Origin of the sequence: Mesorhizobium sp. BE184, assembly GCF_031457045.1 — a bacterium.
Taxonomy (GTDB): domain Bacteria; phylum Pseudomonadota; class Alphaproteobacteria; order Rhizobiales; family Rhizobiaceae; genus Mesorhizobium.
This window is the reverse complement of sequence record NZ_JAVDVU010000002.1, coordinates 1,060,288-1,075,913: the sequence shown is the minus strand read 5'-3', so window position 1 is coordinate 1,075,913 and position 15,626 is coordinate 1,060,288. Positions and strand designations below refer to the sequence as shown.

Here is a 15,626-nt window from a genome sequence, read left to right as displayed (position 1 = left end):
CGGAGTGACCGGCGGCCTTGTCATTTGATGCCTAGGCCGAACCCAGCTTATTTGTGTGGCTACTGCCTCACCACATAGACGACGCGGCGGGTTTCCGGATCGATGAGAGCCGGCTGGCCGTTTACATAAACGTAGCGGTAATTGTAGTCCGGGATTTCCCGCAGCTCGACGCTTTCGGGCAGAACCGCGCCCGATACGACCTCGCCGTCCAGATAAACAGGCTCCGGCTGGTTCGACCTGATATAGGTACGCACTTCAGTCGAGGGCTGCTCGAAGCCGGTTACCGGTTCGCCGGGAAGAAGCTCGCCGCTCGAGGCGCCTGAAAAATTGCCGACATCGGCCGGCGGATCGACGACAGCGATGCCGGCATCAACCGGACGTTGCGTCAGAACGACCCTGTTGCCGCTGAAATCGGCCATCACATAGTCGGAATAGACCCAGCCCTGGCCGCCGGCTTCATCGATGGCGCACCATTTGGAGTTCGGCAGGCAGCCTTTCAGCATGGCCTGCTCGCCAGTGTTGAGAACGCCGACGACAGGAAATTGTGGCCCCGGGCCAGCGCGGACGTTAAGATCGGTTACAGCCGAGATCGAGGTGTCTGCAAAGGCTGCGCCGGACAGAGCGACAAATGCTCCCGTCACGACGGGCAACAAAAATTTTCTCATCGTACTCTCCGTTTTCGTGGCCCCCAATTAAGTGGCCTCCCGACGCCGAAAACGGGTTTCGGGCTGTTGCGTTCCGCTTTGCCGGCCCGGCAGCGGTCACGATTTATTCCAGGCCTGTCGCTGTTCGCACAGCAGATCATGCACGAAGGCGAGCTTTTCGGCCGCTGTTTCGGAGATGACGAAGGGATAGAGATCGGGCAGGCCCATACATCGGTTTATCGAATTCGAGGCGTCCGAGAGCACCAGCCAGCGGGCCAGCACCTTGCCGAACGGCTCGGCTCGCGGAGCAATGTCGATAGGCGCCGGCTGCAGGTCGCCACCGGTGTCGCCCTGCTTCAGCGCGTTGTCTTCCACCGTCGCCAGCCGGCCGAGCGAAAAATTCAGCGCATGCACCATCTCCAGCGTGTCGGTGATGTGCAGATGGTGCGCGAACGTCTCGGCCCAGTCCTCCCAGGGATGGCTGGCGGCATAGGCCGAAATATGCCCCTGCTGCCAGCCGGGCGGCGCTCCACTGACGTAATAGGTAGCGAGCGCCTGCTCGTAGTCCGGCCTCTCGTCGCCGAAAAGCGCGCGGAATGCGTCCAGCCTGTGCGGGTCGTCGCGGATCAGCCGGTCCCAGTAATAATGGCCAAGCTCGTGGCGGAAATGACCGAGCAGCGTGCGATAATTCTCGCCCATCTCAACACGACGACGTTCCCGCTCGGCTGAATCGGCTTCCGCGACGTTGAGCGTGATCAACCCGTTGTCGTGCCCGGTCAAGATATGCTCGCCCCCTGGTCCGGCGCCGATCGGGTCCGCCAGGAAATCGAAGGCGAGGCCGATCTCGTCGCCGGGGGCTTGCTTCGGCGCCATCGGCAGGCCGAAGCCCAACAGCGAATAGATCGCGCGTTTCTTCGCCGCCTCCACCCTGATCCAGCGCTCGCGGTTTCCGTCGATGGCAAGGTCGGGAATCGTCTTGTTAAGCCCACACGCGCGGCAAAAGGCCTGGCCGGGTTCCGCCACCCAGTTGCAGGTGCATTCCGTCCCGTTCAGGCACTGGAATACGCCCTCGGCCTCAGCTTTGACGAAATCAGCCTGCTGGGGATCGTAAAGCACGCGTCCGGAACAGTTCAGGCACTGGACGTTCTCGAAATAGAGGCGGTGGCGGCAATGCGGGCAATCGAAGAGTTTCATAATCAACCGTAGCGATCTTGAATATATCCGGGAAATGCGATGCCAACGCCCCTGTCAAAGGGCAGTTCCGTTCCGTATCGTGCAATTTTTGGCTGAACCAGGCCGTTTTCCCGGGCAGTGAGCTTCTTGGCCGCGTCTTTGCCATAATAAAACGGCATTCGGCGACGGGACGACGCAGGATCTGTCAGGTACGGTGACAAACCCCCGTTTCGCTGGCAAGTTCAATGTCCGGGACAGGAATCAGGCAACCAGGAGAGAAGCATGGCAGTTTTTGCCAAGGGAAAGATTTTCGCGGCGGCGGCCCTAGCGGCGCTCGGTCTGCTGACAGGCGCCGCGCAGGCGGCGTCTTGCGGCAAGACCGCTGCCGGGTTCGAGGAGTGGAAGGCGGACTTCGCCAACGAGGCAAAGGCCGCCGGCGTCAAGAGCGCGGGCCTTTCAGCACTAGCCGGCGCGACTTACGCGACGGGGACCATCAGGGTCGACCGCGCCGTCAAAAAGGCCTTCAGCGGCTCGGTGGACTCCTTCATGAAGCGCCGTGGCGCCGCTACGATCATTTCCAGGGGCCGCTCGCTGAAGAAGTCGAACGCTGCGCTGTTCAACAAGATCGAAAGCAACTACGGCGTTTCGCCCGGCGTCTTGCTGGCCATCTGGGGCATGGAAACCGGCTTTGGCGCCGCCATGGGCAAGCAGAACACCGTCTCCGCCATCGTCACGCTCGCCTATGATTGCCGCCGTCCGGAGTTCTTCACGCCCCATGCCATCGCGGCGCTCAAGCTTGTCGATCGTGGCGCGCTCAGCGCCAGTTCGGTCGGCGCCGCGCATGGCGAGATTGGCCACACCCAGTTCCTGCCCGGAAATGTCCTGAAATATGGCGTCGGGGGCGGAAACCTGCGCGACAAGAACACCGCTCTCATGTCCACCGCCAATTACCTGAAGGGCCATGGCTGGCGCGCAGGCGTCGGCGCCGAAGGCAATATGGGCGCGATCGCCGGCTGGAATTCCGCCAGCGTCTATCAGCAGGCCATCGCCCGCATCGCAACAGCGATCGACGGCGGCTGAACGACAATTCCATCTCAAAAAGAAAAAGCCCGGCCATGAGCCGGGCTTTTATTTCACCTCGATGGCGTAGGAGCAGCCCGCCAGCACCTTGCCCGGATGCGAATCGACGGTGGATATGTTGAGACCGATACGGGTCGCGTAGGTGATGCCGTCGACGATCTCGCTGTCATCGACCAACACCTTCTCGCCCAGGAATTTATCCCGGGTGGCGATCAGTGGCACGATGCCGAGCTCTGTCGCCAGTTCCGGCGCGGACACGCCGTCAAGGACCGCCATCAGTCCCGTTGAGGTGAAGGCAACCGTCTCCGTCGTGTGACCGAAGACATTTACCGGAGCGGACATCTCATACTGCTGGAGAAGAAAGTTCCCGGCATCGACCGGCCGCCAGCCGAGCTTGTCGGCCGCGTCCGGCTCACCGGAAAACCACAGGGCGAAGCCATTATAGGCCGGTGCGTTTGCGCGGCACTCGATCAGCGTAGCAAGATCGAGCGCGGTCGGATCGAAGTCCTGAGCGGCAGCGGGCGCAGCCATTGCGACCGCCAGGGCCGGCAGCACGCGCCATGCGCCGCCGTATGTCACATCAGCCTCTGCGGTTGCGCGCCGCCAGCGTGCGCAGCCGCAACGCATTCAGCCGGATGAAGCCTTCGGCGTCCTTCTGGTCGTAAGCGCCGCGGTCGTCCTCGAAGGTCACCAGCGCGTCCGAATAGAGCGTCTTCTTCGACTTGCGGCCGGTGACGATGACATTGCCCTTGTAGAGCTTGAGCCGCACCGTGCCTTCCACGTCCTCCTGGCTCTTGTCGATCATCGCCTGCAACATGATGCGCTCCGGCGAGAACCAGAAACCGTTGTAGATCAGCTCGGCATAGCGCGGCATGAACTCGTCCTTGAGATGCGCAGCACCCCGGTCGAGCGTGATCGATTCGATGGCGCGGTGCGCCGCCAGCAGGATGGTGCCGCCCGGCGTCTCATAGACGCCCCGGCTTTTCATGCCGACGAAGCGGTTCTCGACCAGGTCGAGCCGGCCGATGCCGTTATCACGGCCCAGATCGTTCAGCGCCGCCAGCAGCGTCGCCGGCGACAATGTCTTGCCGTCGAGCGCGATCGGATCGCCCTTCAGGAACTCGATCTCGATTTCGGTCACCTCGTCGGGCGCATCCATCGGCGAAACGCTGCGCTGGTGCACGAATTCCGGCGGCTCGCTCCACGGATCCTCCAGCACCTTGCCCTCCGAGGACGAGTGCAGGAGATTGGCGTCAACCGAGAATGGCGCCTCGCCCTGCTTGTCCTTCGGCACCGGGATCTGGTGGTCACGGGCGAAATTCAAAAGGTCCGTGCGCGACTTGAACGACCAGTCGCGCCACGGCGCGATGACCTTGATGTCGGGGTTCAGCGCATAGGCGGACAGCTCGAAACGAACCTGATCGTTGCCCTTGCCGGTGGCGCCATGGGCAATCGCGTCGGCTCCGGTCTCTTTGGCGATCTCGACGAGATGCTTGGAGATGAGCGGCCGGGCGATCGAGGTGCCGAGCAGATAGACGCCTTCATACTGCGCGTTGGCGCGGAACATCGGAAAAACGAAGTCGGAGACAAACTCCTCGCGCACATCCATGACGCGGATATCCTTGATCCCCATCAGCTCGGCTTTCTGCCGCGCCGGCTCCAGCTCGCCGCCCTGCCCGAGATCGGCGGTGAAGGTCACCACTTCGGCGCCGAGTTCTGTCTGCAGCCATTTGAGGATGATGGAGGTGTCGAGACCGCCCGAATAGGCCAGCACGACTTTCTTGACGTCTTTTATCTTGGACATATCAACGATCCCGGTTTCGCGGGCGAGGTATCACGCCGCTTCCGCAAAGCGCAAGACCGGGCGGCAAGAACCGCCACGCCGGGCCGGGCGCTGGCATCAGTGATCCGCTTTGCTGTGGCTAGCGCGGATTGGCGGCATTCGCTAAGGAAAGCGATCTTCGCGGGAAATGCCCATGCCCTTCATTCCGGACGCCAGCACCCTACTCCAGTTCGCCATCGCCACCTTCATCATCGCCATCACTCCGGGGCCGGACATGACATTGTTCGTCGGCAGGGCGCTGTCGGAGGGCCGCACCGCCGGTTTCGCCTGCATGGCCGGCGCCATGAGCGGCATTGTCGTCCACACCACGCTGGTCGCCGTCGGCCTGTCGGCGTTGATCGTCGCCTCGCCGCAGGCGTTCCTGGCGCTCAAGATTGGCGGCGCCGGCTATCTCGTCTGGCTGGCCTGGCAGGCGATCTGGAAGGGATCCGCCTTTTCGCCCGACACGACCAAGCGCGCGCCGCGTTCGCTGTTCAAGAACTGGGCGACCGGGCTCGGCATCAATCTGATGAACCCTAAGATCATCCTGTTCTTCATGACCTTCCTGCCGCAGTTCGTCTCCGCCCACGACCCGAACGCGCCCGGCAAGCTGTTCTTCCTCGGCCTGTCCTTTATCGTTTTGTCGCTGCCGGTCACCGCGCCGATGGTCATCGCGGCCGACAAGTTCGCCGGCCTGTTGCGCAAGAGCCCACGCATCACGCGGATCGTGGACTACGTGTTTGCCGGGGTTTTCTCGGCTTTCGCGGTCAAGATCCTGACGGCCCAGGCGCGCTAGGCGCCCCTGCCGGGCGTCGCCGCTTCCAGCTGCCGGCCCATTGCCCGGCGGCGAGCCAGTAGAAAATGCCGCCGATCATGCCCGCCCCGACAAGGGACAACATCATATTCGTATCGGTGATCGCGAAATCCGGATCGCCCTCGCGATAGAGATAGCCGATGAAGACCGCTGCGACGGCGCCGCCGGCAAGCGCGTAATAGAGCCAGTCGCGCCGGCTGAGTAGCTCAGCCAGCAGGATCGCCAGCGCCGATGGCATGAAGCCGAAATACGCGACGAACAGCGCCACGAAAGGAACCGAGAACACGAACGAGCCATTGGCTACCCACGGAGCATCCTGCGGCTGTACGCCGGCCCAGGCGAAGAAGATGACGTGGATGAAGGCGCTGGCCGCAAGCGAACCGACGGCATAGCCGAAAAAGATCACCGCGAAACGGACGAAATAGGCGACGAACCGGTTCATCGGACCGGTCGCCATGCGCGGCAATGACCTAACTCCGGGCCGGATCGGGCCGGCTTGGTTTTCAACCGGGCTGGAAAGGTCACGCTTCGCCGTGCCCGGCGATCATCATCGCCTCCAGCGCCAGCCGGTCCACCCGGCGCATACGCTCCGAGTCCGACTTGAGCTGGCCGCAGGCCGCCAATATATCGCGGCCGCGCGGCGTGCGGATCGGCGACGCGTAGCCGGCATTGTTGATGAAATCGGCGAATTTCTCGATCGTGTCCCAATCCGAGCACTGGTAGTTGGTGCCCGGCCAGGGGTTGAACGGGATCAGGTTGATCTTGGCCGGTACGCCCTTCAAGAGCTTGATCAGCCCCTTGGCGTCCTCGATCGAATCGTTGACGTCCTTCAGCATCACATACTCAAAGGTGATCCGTTTGGCGTTGGAAAGCCCAGGATAGGCGCGGCACGCTTCGATCAGATCCTTCAGCGGATACTTCTTGTTGATTGGCACCAGCAGGTCGCGCAGATCGTCGTTGGTGGCGTGCAGCGAGATCGCCAGCATGACGCCAATCTCTTCGCCGGTGCGATAGATTTCCGGCACCACGCCCGATGTCGATAGCGTGATCCGGCGCTTCGACAGCGCCAGCCCGTCGCCGTCCGAGGCGATAAGCAACGCCGTTTTCACCGCTTCGAAATTGTAGAGCGGCTCGCCCATGCCCATCATGACGATGTTGGAGATCTTGCGGCCTTCGGCGGGCACGATGGCGCCGGCCGGCGTGTCGCGGTCGGGGAAATCACCCAGCCGGTCGCGCGCCGTCAGAAGCTGGGCAAGGATTTCCTCTGCCGTCAGATTGCGCACCAGCTTCTGCGTGCCGGTGTGGCAGAATGAGCAGGTTAGCGTGCAGCCGACCTGGCTGGAGATACACAGCGTGCCGCGGCCTTCCTCGGGAATATAGACTGTTTCAATCTCGACGGGACGCCCTGCTCCGCGCGGCGGAAACCGGAACAGCCATTTGCGCGTGCCGTCGGTGGAGATCTGCTCTTCGACGATCTCGGGGCGCGCAATAGCGAAATGCTCAGCCAGCGCCGCCCTCAGATCCTTCGAGATGTTGAACATCTGGCTGAATTCGGAAACGCCGCGCACATAGAGCCAGTGCCACAGCTGCTGCACGCGCATCTTCGCCTGCCGCTCGGGCACGACGCCGGCGGCGACCAGCGCCTCGGCCATCTCGGCACGAGACAGACCGATCAGCGAAGGCTTTTCCTCCGCGGCAAGGCTGCGCGGCATGGCGCGCGCGCCTTCGGCAGTGAGATCGAGCGATAAGGTCATGACCGGCACAATATAGAGGGGTTTGAGGCCGATTTCAGCCCCGGCCTGCACAAGGCAGGCGCAATAACACAGCTTCCTGCGCAAGTCATGTCCCTGTCCGGCAACCTGCCATCCCCGCAGGCCGTCATGGAAATTGGTATAAGTTCGGTTTCGACAGCAACCATCCTGTGTTAGGTCGCCCGCAAAACCGGACTCGATATGGCAACGTCACGAAAATACCCGATGCTGCGTCGCTCGCAAGCGCTGTGGGGCACGCGCCGGATGTGGAAGACAAGGCTCGTCTTCTGGGCGGGTGCCATCGCCATTGGCCTGATCAGCGTGCTGTTCGCCGTCCTTTCGGACAAGGCGCAGGCCCTGTTCCAGGCATTGACCGCCGGGGGCTGGGGTTTCCTGCCGCTCATCATTACGCCCGTCGGCTTCGTCATCTGTGCCTGGCTGTCGACATCGCTCTTCCCCGGCGCCCAGGGCAGCGGCATCCCGCAGGCCATCGCCGCGCGCCATCTGCGCGACGACGAGGACCGCGGCCATATCCTTTCGCTGAAGCTTGTCGTTGGGAAAATCCTGCTGACGGTTATCGGACTGTTCAGCGGCGCCTCCATCGGCCGTGAAGGCCCGACTGTACAGGTCGGCGCATCGGTAATGCTCCAGGTCGCTAAATGGGGCGGCATGGCCCAGACGCGCGGACTGATCCTCGCCGGCTCGGCGGCCGGCATCGCCGCCGCCTTCAACACGCCTCTCGCCGGCATCGTCTTCGCCATCGAAGAGATGGGCCGCACCTATGAGGCCCGTACCAACGGCCTTGTCCTGACCGCCGTTATCCTCGCCGGTCTGGCGTCCCTCGGCCTGCTTGGCAACTACACCTATTTTGGCGTCGCCAAGGACACGATCTCGTTCCTGTCCGACTGGCCGCTGGTGCTTTCCTGTGGCGTCATCGGCGGCGGCATCGGCGCAGCATTTTCGGCTTTGGCGCTGAAGGCGACCCGCCGCATCCGTCGCTGGAACGCCCTGCAGCCGCTGCATCGCACCCTGTTCGTCGCCGCTGTCTGCGGCCTTTTCGTAGCGGTGATCGGCATCGCCTCGGGTGGCCTCACCTTCGGCACCGGCTATGAACAGGCGCGCAGCGCCATTGAAGGCCAGCCATTGCCGTGGTTCTTCTTCGCGGAGAAATTCCTCGCCGGCCTGCTTTCGATGATCTCCGGCATTCCCGGCGGCATCTTCGCGCCGTCACTGGCCGTCGGTGCCGGGATCGGCTCTTCGCTTGGCCTTGTTCTGGGCTCAAGCGCCGGCGTGGCGGCGCTGCTCGGCATGGCGGGCTATTTTGCCGGCGTCGTGCAGGCGCCGATGACGGCCTTTGTCATCATTCTGGAGATGACGGGCAATCACGATAACGTCATTGCGCTGATGTGCGCATCGATGCTCGGCTATGGCACCGCCCGTATGATTTCGCACGAACCGCTTTATCACGCGCTGTCGCGCCTGTTCATCGCCGAAGCGATCCGGCGGCGGCGCGCAGATGTCCTGACCGGTTCGAAACGCTGAATTCCGGGATCGTTGACTGAAGCTGGACTGCCGGCTCGGCCGGCCGCCTTACTTGCAGTTGGCGATGGACGACAGCGCCGCCGAAATGCCCTTTAGCGAAAAGACGTAGCTGGTGTCGTTGCCGCGGCCGGACTTGGCCTTCACCTTCATCTCGGTGCCGCCTTTCATGGCGGCGATCAGCACCGGTTCTTCCGCCGCGTTCTCCACCCAGGCCGACCGGCCGCGCGTGAACAGGAAGAAGCTCTTGGAATCGACCGTAACGGTGACCTTGGAATTCGCCTGGAAATCGTATCCGGAGATGAACTGCGGTTCATAGGAAACCTGCTGGCCCGGGCGCTGGCTGACGAAGAAGAACATGTCGCCATGGTCGAGGGTTGGCGGCTGCTTGTCCGTCGGCACCGTCAGCACATAGCACACCTTGCCGTTCGCCGCCTGGTAGCTGTAGGTGCCCCAGGCGTTGTGCTGGCCGATCTTGGTCGCCTGCTGGGCGAGCGCCGGACCCGCCACGGCAACCAGAGCCAGGCTCGAAACAAGTGCTATCAATCCGCGCATCGCTTTTCCCGTATTCCCAAATGGTGCGGAGGCAGGCCGGCTCGCGTCCTGCCTGTTCGCTTCATTTTGATTTAATCTGGGTTACCAAAGGGTGAACCTCTGCGAGAAAAGAAGCACACCAAGGGAACCCGCCGCCATTTCGCGCCGCAACCCTGAGCAGGCAGCACCGCGATGTCCCTTGGCGGCGACTTGGAAAGCAGGAAAAAGGCGAGAATTTGACTGCGGCCTGAACTCGATGGTCAGGACGGCCGGTCGGCGCTTGCGGACGTCAGGCGTCGTCGGCCATCGCTTCCCGGGCCGCCAGCCGGTGCGCGGGTCTTATATGCGCACGGACGGTCGTGATCGCTGCGGTCAGCACCGCGATGTCGTCGGTGAAGCCGAGGCCAAGGATGATGTCGGGAATGGCGTCCGTCGGCAGCACGAAGTAGCCGAGGGCGCCGAGCAGGATGGCCTTGGCCTTCAGCGGCGTCTTCTTGTCGAGCGCGCAGTAATATGCGGCCACGACATCTTCCATGAAGGGAACCTGCCGCGCGGCCTTCTTGGCAGTGCGCCAGAACTTCGCCCGCACTTCCTTCTCGTCGCCCGGCTTGCCCTGAAAATCCTTGCCGCCGAAGCCGAAGAAGTCGAACCCGGTCTTGTCAGCCATGCTGTTCCTCCTGGGACGACGCCTCATGGCGCCAGCCTCGATCAAAATGTGGTGAAAGCAACACCCCGCTGCAAGATGGGCGCCGTCAGCTTTTGGAAAAACGGTCCATCTTGCCCGCCAGTTCGAAATCGAGCCCGGTCAGGCCACCCGCGTCATGCGTGTTCAGTGTCACGTTGACGGTCTTGTAGACGTTCGACCAGTCTGGATGATGGTCCATTGTCTCCGCCGCCAGCGCCACCCGCGTCATGAAAGCGAAAGCCTCGGAAAAATCCTTGAAGGTGAAGGTCCGGGAAATCGACCCGTTGTCGGCGGCAAGGCGCCAACCCTCGAGTTTGGCAAGCGCCTCGCGGATCGCTGCGTCATCCAGTTTTTCTCGCGCCATGTGCCGGCTCCATGCTATTCAACCACTGAAAGCAACATAGCGCGGTATCGATGGACGCGAAGCCCATAGGATCGATCCTTTTCGTCTGCCTTGGCAATATCTGCCGGTCGCCGCTGGCCGAAGGCGTGTTCCGCGACGTGCTGACCGAACGGGGTCTGGCCCACCGCTTTCTGGTCGATTCCGCCGGCACCGGCGGTTGGCACTCGGGATCGGCGCCCGACCCGCGCTCGGTCGCCATCGCCGCCAGCCATGGCGTCGATATTTCCGACCGTCAGGCGCGCAAGGTGGTGCCGGATGATTTCGCCCGCTTCGACCTTATCCTCGGCATGGACCGCTCCAACGTCGAGTCGCTGCGTGCAGTTGCTCCGGAAGACGCACACGACAGGATACGGCTGTTCACCGATTTCGCCGCCCCGGACGAAACGGTGCGGTTGCCCGCAAACGACGTTCCCGATCCGTATTATGGAGGCGCGGACGGCTTTGCCGTCGTCTACCGCATGATTCGCGAAGCGTCGGAGAGGCTGGTGGAGAAACTCGCCGCACGGGCATCGTTGCCCGAAAGCGGCCAGGTCTCTTCGACGATGTAGGGTCCGCCGCCCACAGAATCGCGCGACGACATCAGCACGAAACGGCCGACCCGGAACGGCGGGACAGCGAAATTACCACGCGCCGAAAGATACGCCGCGACATCGAGCGGGGTCGAACTGCGCAGCCGCGCCAGCGTCACATGCGGCGTGAAGCGGCGCGGATCGGCCGCGATGCCCAACCGCTGGCAGATGCGTTCGATTTCGGCCTGCAGCGCATTGAGGTCCGGTGAAGGCGAAACCCCGGCCCAGACAGCATGCGGTTTCTTCTGGCCGAAGGCGCCAACCCCTGAAAGCGTCAGCGCAAATGAGGATCGCCGCACCCGGTCCAGCGCGTTGGCGATCTCGTCGGCGACATGGCCTTCGACGTCGCCGATGAAGCGGAGGGTGATGTGATAATTTTCGACGTCGATCCAGCGGGCTCCCGGCAATCCGCCCCGAAGCAGAGACAACGACATTGCGGCATCACGCGGAATTTCGAGGGCGGTGAAAAGACGCGGCATGCAGAAGCCTCCTGTCCTCGAATCGAACTCACATTTGCAGCGAATCACCGATGCCTGTGCTGGGCAAGGGATTTATTCGCCCCATATGACAATTAGGCTGCGGTTTAAAAACGCCACCTTCCCTATGGTTTCTCCTGCCTTGGCGGCAGCTTCGCGATCGTGTCCTGCACCGTCGGCAGAATTCGCTCGACGATGCGGTCGACGCCGCCGGCGCTGGGATGCATGCCATCTTCCAGCAGCAACGCCTTGTCGGCCGCTACCCCGTCGAGGAAGAACGGATAGAGCGTCGCGCCGTATTTCTCCGCCAGCTTGGGATAAATCGAGCCGAACGCCTCGCCATAGGCATGGCCGAGATTGGGCGCTGCGAGCATGCCGGCAAGCAGCACCGGGATGTTGCGCGCCTTCAGCCGCGCCAGCATCTTGTCGAGATTCTGCTCGACCAGTTCCGGGTCGATGCCGCGCAGCATGTCGTTGGCGCCGATCTCGAGAATGACCAACTGAGTGCCGTCGGGGACTGACCAGTCGAGGCGCGACAGCGCGCCGCTCGACGTGTCGCCGGAAACCCCGGCGTTCGCGATCACCACATCGTGACCTTTCGCCCGTAGCGCCGCCTGCAGTTTTTCGGGAAAAGCTTCGCCGGGGTTCAGCTCGTAGCCGGCCATCAGGCTGTCGCCGAAGCCGACGATTTGCAGGGACTCGGCCCGGGCATCGACCGCCGGCCCAAACGCAAGGGCGGCAAAGACAAAAGCGGCGGCGGCGAAACGTTTGAAAGCCATGCGGCAGGCCCCATATGTGCGGGGCCAGTCCCCGCCAATCCCATTGCATATAGGATTCCCACCCCGTGACGGAAACCGTGATCGAGCTGAAAGACGTTTCGCTGACGCTCGGCGAAGGCCCGTCATCCGTGCATGTGCTGAAGGGCGTCGACCTCAAGGTCGCTTCCGGCGAGGCGACCGGCATTGTCGGCCCTTCCGGCTCCGGCAAGTCGACGCTGCTGATGGTGCTGGCCGGCCTCGAACGGGTGGATGGCGGCACAGTCCGCATCGCAGGCGAACTTCTCAACGGCAAAAGCGAGGACCGCATTGCCTCATTTCGGGGCCGGAACGTTGGCATCGTCTTCCAGTCCTTCCATCTGATCCCCAATATGACGGCGCTGGAAAACGTCGCCGTGCCGCTGGAGCTCGCCGGCCACCCGGACCCCTTCGGGGTCGCCGAACGCGAGCTCGTAGCGGTCGGTCTTGGCGATCGCCTTACCCATCATCCGGGCGAACTTTCGGGCGGCGAACAGCAGCGCGTCGCCATCGCCCGCGCCCTGGCGCCGTCGCCACGCATCCTCATCGCCGACGAACCGACCGGCAATCTCGACCAGGCGACCGGCCGGCAGGTCGCCGACCTTCTGTTTTCCAAGGCCGCCGAACGCGGCATGACCTTGGTGCTGGTGACGCATGATCCGGCGCTCGCCGCCCGCTGCGACCGCCAGGTTTCGATGCGCTCGGGCCGCATCGAAACGGCGCCGGCCGCAGTGAAAGCATCGGCATGAGCGGTCGGGCACGGCCATGATCCGTATGCTTTCCCTCGCTTTGCGGTTCTCGTTGCGGGAAATGCGCGGCGGCCTCTCGGGCTTCGTCATCTTCATCGCCTGCATTGCCATCGGCGTCGCAGCCATCGGCGGCGTCAATTCGGTGGCGCGCTCGATCTCCGCCGGCGTGTCCAATCAGGGGCAGACGCTTTTGGGCGGCGACATCCGCTTTGAACTCAACCAGCGCGAGGCGACCGCCGCCGAACGCGATTTCTTCACCGGTCTTGGCGCGGTTGCCGAAAGCGACAACATGCGCTCCATGGCCCGCCGTGAAGATGGTTCGGACCAGGCGCTGGTGGAAGCCAAGGCCGTCGATGCCGCCTATCCGCTCTATGGCGCGCTGAACACCGAACCCGCCGAACCGCTGCCTGACCTGCTTGGAGAACGCGACGGCGTCTTCGGCGCCGCCGCGCCCGACATCCTGTTCGAGCGACTCGGCCTCAAGCTCGGCGATCGCCTCAAGCTCGGCGATTCCAGCTTCGAGTTGCGCGCTCGTATCCTGGAAGAGCCCGACGCGGTTTCCGATGGTTTTGGTTTCGCGCCGCGACTTCTCTTGTCTGACGAAGGCCTGGCGGCGTCTGGTCTCGTGCGGCCGGGCAGCCTGGTCGAGCACGTTTATAAAATCCGCATTCCCGGCGCGACCGAAGCCGACATCGCGGCCATCCAGAGCCGGGCGACCGCTGACTTTCCGCAGGCTGGCTGGTCGGTGCGGACCCGGGACAACGCCGCTCCGTCGCTATCGTCCAACATCGAACGCTTCTCGCAATTTCTCACCCTTGTCGGCCTGACAGCGCTGGTCGTCGGCGGCGTTGGCGTCGCCAATGCGGTGCGCGCCTATCTCGACAGCAAGCGCGGCGTCATCGCCACCTTCAAGAGCCTCGGCGCTTCGGGCGGGTTCGTCTTCACCGTCTATCTGGTGCAGATCCTGATGATCGCCGCCATGGGCATCGTCGCTGGCCTGGTGCTCGGAGCGCTGATGCCGTTTGCCGCGGCTTGGGCGTTGCAATCGCTCATCCCGGTGCCGGCCGAGGGCGGCTTCTATCCCGGCGCGCTGGCGATGGCGGCGCTTTTCGGCTTGCTGGTGACACTGGTGTTTGCCCTGCTGCCACTCGGGCGCGCCCGCGACGTGCCGGCGACCGCGCTGTTCCGCGAAATGGGCTTCGAAAGCCGCGGCGCGCCGCGCTGGCCCTACGTCGCCGCCGCGATCGCCATCGCACTGGCGCTGGCGGCCCTGGCCATCCTGTTCTCCGACGACCGCCGTATCGCCGCGATCTTTACCGGCGCGACGCTGTTTTCTTTCCTGGTGCTGCGCCTCGTCGCAAGCCTGGTACAATGGCTTGCCCGCAAGGCGCCTCGCGTGCGCTCCACCGCGCTACGCCTCGCCATCGGCAACATCCACCGTCCCGGCGCGCTGACGCCCTCGGTGGTGCTGTCGCTGGGGCTCGGCCTGACGCTTTTGGTAACGCTGGCGCTGATCGACGGCAATCTGCGGCAGCAGATCGGCGGCAGCCTGCCCGAACGGGCGCCGAACTTCTTCTTCGTCGATATCCAGAGCACCGAAATCGAGCCGTTCTCGGCGCTGCTGGCGAAGGAATCCCCCCGGGGCGAACTGGCCCGCGTGCCGATGCTGCGCGGCCGCGTCATGGCGCTGAACGGCGTGCCCGTCGATAAGGTCGAAGTTCCGCCGGAAGGCGCCTGGGTGCTGCGCGGCGACCGGGGCCTGACCTATGAGGCGGAAAAGCCGGGCAACGCCACCCTGACGCAAGGCCGCTGGTGGCCGAAAGACTATGCCGGCGAACCGCTGGTCTCGTTCGCCGCCGAGGAAGCCGCCCAGATCGGCCTCAAGCTCGGCGACACGGTCACCGTCAATGTGCTCGGCCGCAACGTGACGGCGAAGATCGCCAATCTGCGCAAGGTCGAGTGGCAGAACATGGGGATCAATTTCGTCATGGTATTCTCGCCCAACACCTTCGCCGGCGCGCCGCATTCCTGGCTGGCGACGTTAACGGACAAACAGGCCGACGCCGCCAGCGACGCGAAACTGCTCAACGCCGTGACCCGCGCCTTCCCGACCGTGACGGCCGTCCGCGTCAAGGATGCGCTCGACATAGTCAACCGCCTGATCGGCCAGATCGGCACCGCGATCCGCGCCGCGGCGGGCGTTGCTTTGATCGCCTCCGTTCTGGTGCTGGCCGGCGCGCTCGCCGCCGGCAACAGGGCGCGCGTCCATGATGCGGTCGTGCTGAAGACGCTCGGCGCCACACGCCGCACGCTGATCGCGGCGTTCTCCTTGGAATACGTGCTGATTGGACTGGCCACCGCCATCTTCGCGCTTGCCGCAGGCGGCGCGGCGGCATGGTTCGTCGTCGCCCGCATCATGTCGCTGCCGTCGCATTTCATGCCGGAGGTCGCGGTGGGAACCATCATCTTCGCGCTGGTGGTGACGGTCGGCATAGGCCTTGCCGGCACTTGGCGCGTGCTGGGCCATAAGGCCGCACCCGTGCTGCGCGAGCTGTGATTCTACGTGAAAACCCGGCCGTTAAGCGGCGGATTC

At 63.7% G+C, this 15,626-nt stretch carries 17 protein-coding genes; 6 read left to right on the top strand and 11 right to left on the bottom strand.

Annotation, left to right across the window (positions count from 1 at the left end; genetic code table 11):
- Positions 1-59: 59 nt before the first annotated feature.
- Together J2X35_RS13300 and J2X35_RS13295 are read right to left on the bottom strand one after the other, a co-directional pair.
- A complete protein-coding gene (locus J2X35_RS13300; RefSeq protein ID WP_310186009.1) occupies positions 60-665 on the bottom strand; it encodes a DUF1236 domain-containing protein in 606 nt (201 codons plus the stop codon).
- A 96-nt stretch (positions 666-761) separates the two neighbouring features.
- The gene (locus J2X35_RS13295; RefSeq protein ID WP_310186007.1) at positions 762-1,838 is read right to left on the bottom strand and encodes a putative zinc-binding metallopeptidase; all 1,077 of its coding nucleotides are present in this window, start codon (positions 1,836-1,838) and stop codon (positions 762-764) included.
- A gap of 261 nt (positions 1,839-2,099) precedes the next feature.
- Between J2X35_RS13295 and J2X35_RS13290 the strand changes: the two genes are divergently transcribed.
- Positions 2,100-2,897, top strand: coding sequence for a lytic transglycosylase domain-containing protein (locus J2X35_RS13290; RefSeq protein WP_056112887.1), 798 nt, complete (start codon positions 2,100-2,102; stop codon positions 2,895-2,897).
- Positions 2,898-2,945: 48 nt separating this feature from the next.
- On the opposite strand, the gene J2X35_RS13285 is transcribed toward J2X35_RS13290, so the two are convergent.
- Positions 2,946-3,428, bottom strand: coding sequence for a hypothetical protein (locus tag J2X35_RS13285; RefSeq protein ID WP_310186005.1), 483 nt, complete (start codon positions 3,426-3,428; stop codon positions 2,946-2,948).
- Between the two features lie 49 nt (positions 3,429-3,477).
- On the bottom strand, positions 3,478-4,701 hold the full coding sequence (locus tag J2X35_RS13280; RefSeq protein ID WP_310186004.1) for an argininosuccinate synthase: 1,224 nt from the start codon (positions 4,699-4,701) through the stop codon (positions 3,478-3,480).
- Positions 4,702-4,873: 172 nt separating this feature from the next.
- Between J2X35_RS13280 and J2X35_RS13275 the strand changes: the two genes are divergently transcribed.
- Positions 4,874-5,515, top strand: a complete 642-nt coding sequence (locus J2X35_RS13275; RefSeq protein ID WP_056116180.1) for a LysE family translocator — start codon at positions 4,874-4,876, stop codon at positions 5,513-5,515.
- On the opposite strand, the gene J2X35_RS13270 is transcribed toward J2X35_RS13275, so the two are convergent.
- Together J2X35_RS13270 and rlmN are read right to left on the bottom strand one after the other, a co-directional pair.
- Positions 5,487-5,975 (bottom strand): hypothetical protein, encoded by a 489-nt coding sequence (locus J2X35_RS13270; protein WP_310186002.1) that lies wholly within the window; start codon positions 5,973-5,975, stop codon positions 5,487-5,489. The two genes, J2X35_RS13275 and J2X35_RS13270, sit on opposite strands and share 29 nt — an antisense overlap.
- A 79-nt stretch (positions 5,976-6,054) precedes the next feature.
- On the bottom strand, positions 6,055-7,287 hold the full coding sequence (gene rlmN / locus J2X35_RS13265; protein WP_310186162.1) for a 23S rRNA (adenine(2503)-C(2))-methyltransferase RlmN: 1,233 nt from the start codon (positions 7,285-7,287) through the stop codon (positions 6,055-6,057).
- A gap of 198 nt (positions 7,288-7,485) precedes the next feature.
- Between rlmN and J2X35_RS13260 the strand changes: the two genes are divergently transcribed.
- Complete coding sequence (locus J2X35_RS13260; protein WP_310186001.1) at positions 7,486-8,826, top strand: chloride channel protein; 1,341 nt, start codon at positions 7,486-7,488, stop codon at positions 8,824-8,826.
- 48 nt (positions 8,827-8,874) lie between these two features.
- Here J2X35_RS13260 and J2X35_RS13255 read toward each other — a convergent pair whose 3' ends face one another.
- The 3 genes from J2X35_RS13255 to J2X35_RS13245 all read right to left on the bottom strand — a co-directional run bounded on the left by J2X35_RS13255 (position 8,875) and on the right by J2X35_RS13245 (position 10,406).
- A complete protein-coding gene (locus tag J2X35_RS13255; protein ID WP_310186000.1) occupies positions 8,875-9,378 on the bottom strand; it encodes an invasion associated locus B family protein in 504 nt (167 codons plus the stop codon).
- 268 nt (positions 9,379-9,646) lie between these two features.
- Positions 9,647-10,024 carry a YkvA family protein gene (locus tag J2X35_RS13250; protein WP_056112897.1) on the bottom strand — a complete coding sequence of 126 codons (378 nt, stop codon included), beginning with the start codon at positions 10,022-10,024 and terminating at the stop codon, positions 9,647-9,649.
- Between the two features lie 85 nt (positions 10,025-10,109).
- Entirely contained in the window at positions 10,110-10,406 is a 297-nt protein-coding gene (locus tag J2X35_RS13245; RefSeq protein ID WP_310185997.1) for a 4a-hydroxytetrahydrobiopterin dehydratase, read from the bottom strand.
- Positions 10,407-10,456: 50 nt separating this feature from the next.
- Between J2X35_RS13245 and J2X35_RS13240 the strand changes: the two genes are divergently transcribed.
- Complete coding sequence (locus tag J2X35_RS13240; RefSeq protein ID WP_310185996.1) at positions 10,457-10,993, top strand: low molecular weight protein-tyrosine-phosphatase; 537 nt, start codon at positions 10,457-10,459, stop codon at positions 10,991-10,993.
- On the opposite strand, the gene thpR is transcribed toward J2X35_RS13240, so the two are convergent.
- Both thpR and J2X35_RS13230 read right to left on the bottom strand, forming a co-directional pair.
- Entirely contained in the window at positions 10,897-11,493 is a 597-nt protein-coding gene (gene thpR / locus J2X35_RS13235) for an RNA 2',3'-cyclic phosphodiesterase (RefSeq protein WP_310185994.1), read from the bottom strand. The two genes, J2X35_RS13240 and thpR, sit on opposite strands and share 97 nt — an antisense overlap.
- A 122-nt stretch (positions 11,494-11,615) precedes the next feature.
- Positions 11,616-12,269: an arylesterase gene (locus J2X35_RS13230; RefSeq protein ID WP_310185992.1), complete on the bottom strand. Its 654-nt coding sequence runs from the start codon at positions 12,267-12,269 to the stop codon at positions 11,616-11,618.
- Between the two features lie 65 nt (positions 12,270-12,334).
- Between J2X35_RS13230 and J2X35_RS13225 the strand changes: the two genes are divergently transcribed.
- Together J2X35_RS13225 and J2X35_RS13220 are read left to right on the top strand one after the other, a co-directional pair.
- The gene (locus J2X35_RS13225; RefSeq protein ID WP_056112914.1) at positions 12,335-13,033 is read left to right on the top strand and encodes an ABC transporter ATP-binding protein; all 699 of its coding nucleotides are present in this window, start codon (positions 12,335-12,337) and stop codon (positions 13,031-13,033) included.
- Positions 13,034-13,049: 16 nt separating this feature from the next.
- Positions 13,050-15,590 carry an ABC transporter permease gene (locus J2X35_RS13220; protein ID WP_310185991.1) on the top strand — a complete coding sequence of 847 codons (2,541 nt, stop codon included), beginning with the start codon at positions 13,050-13,052 and terminating at the stop codon, positions 15,588-15,590.
- Positions 15,591-15,626: the final 36 nt, after the last annotated feature.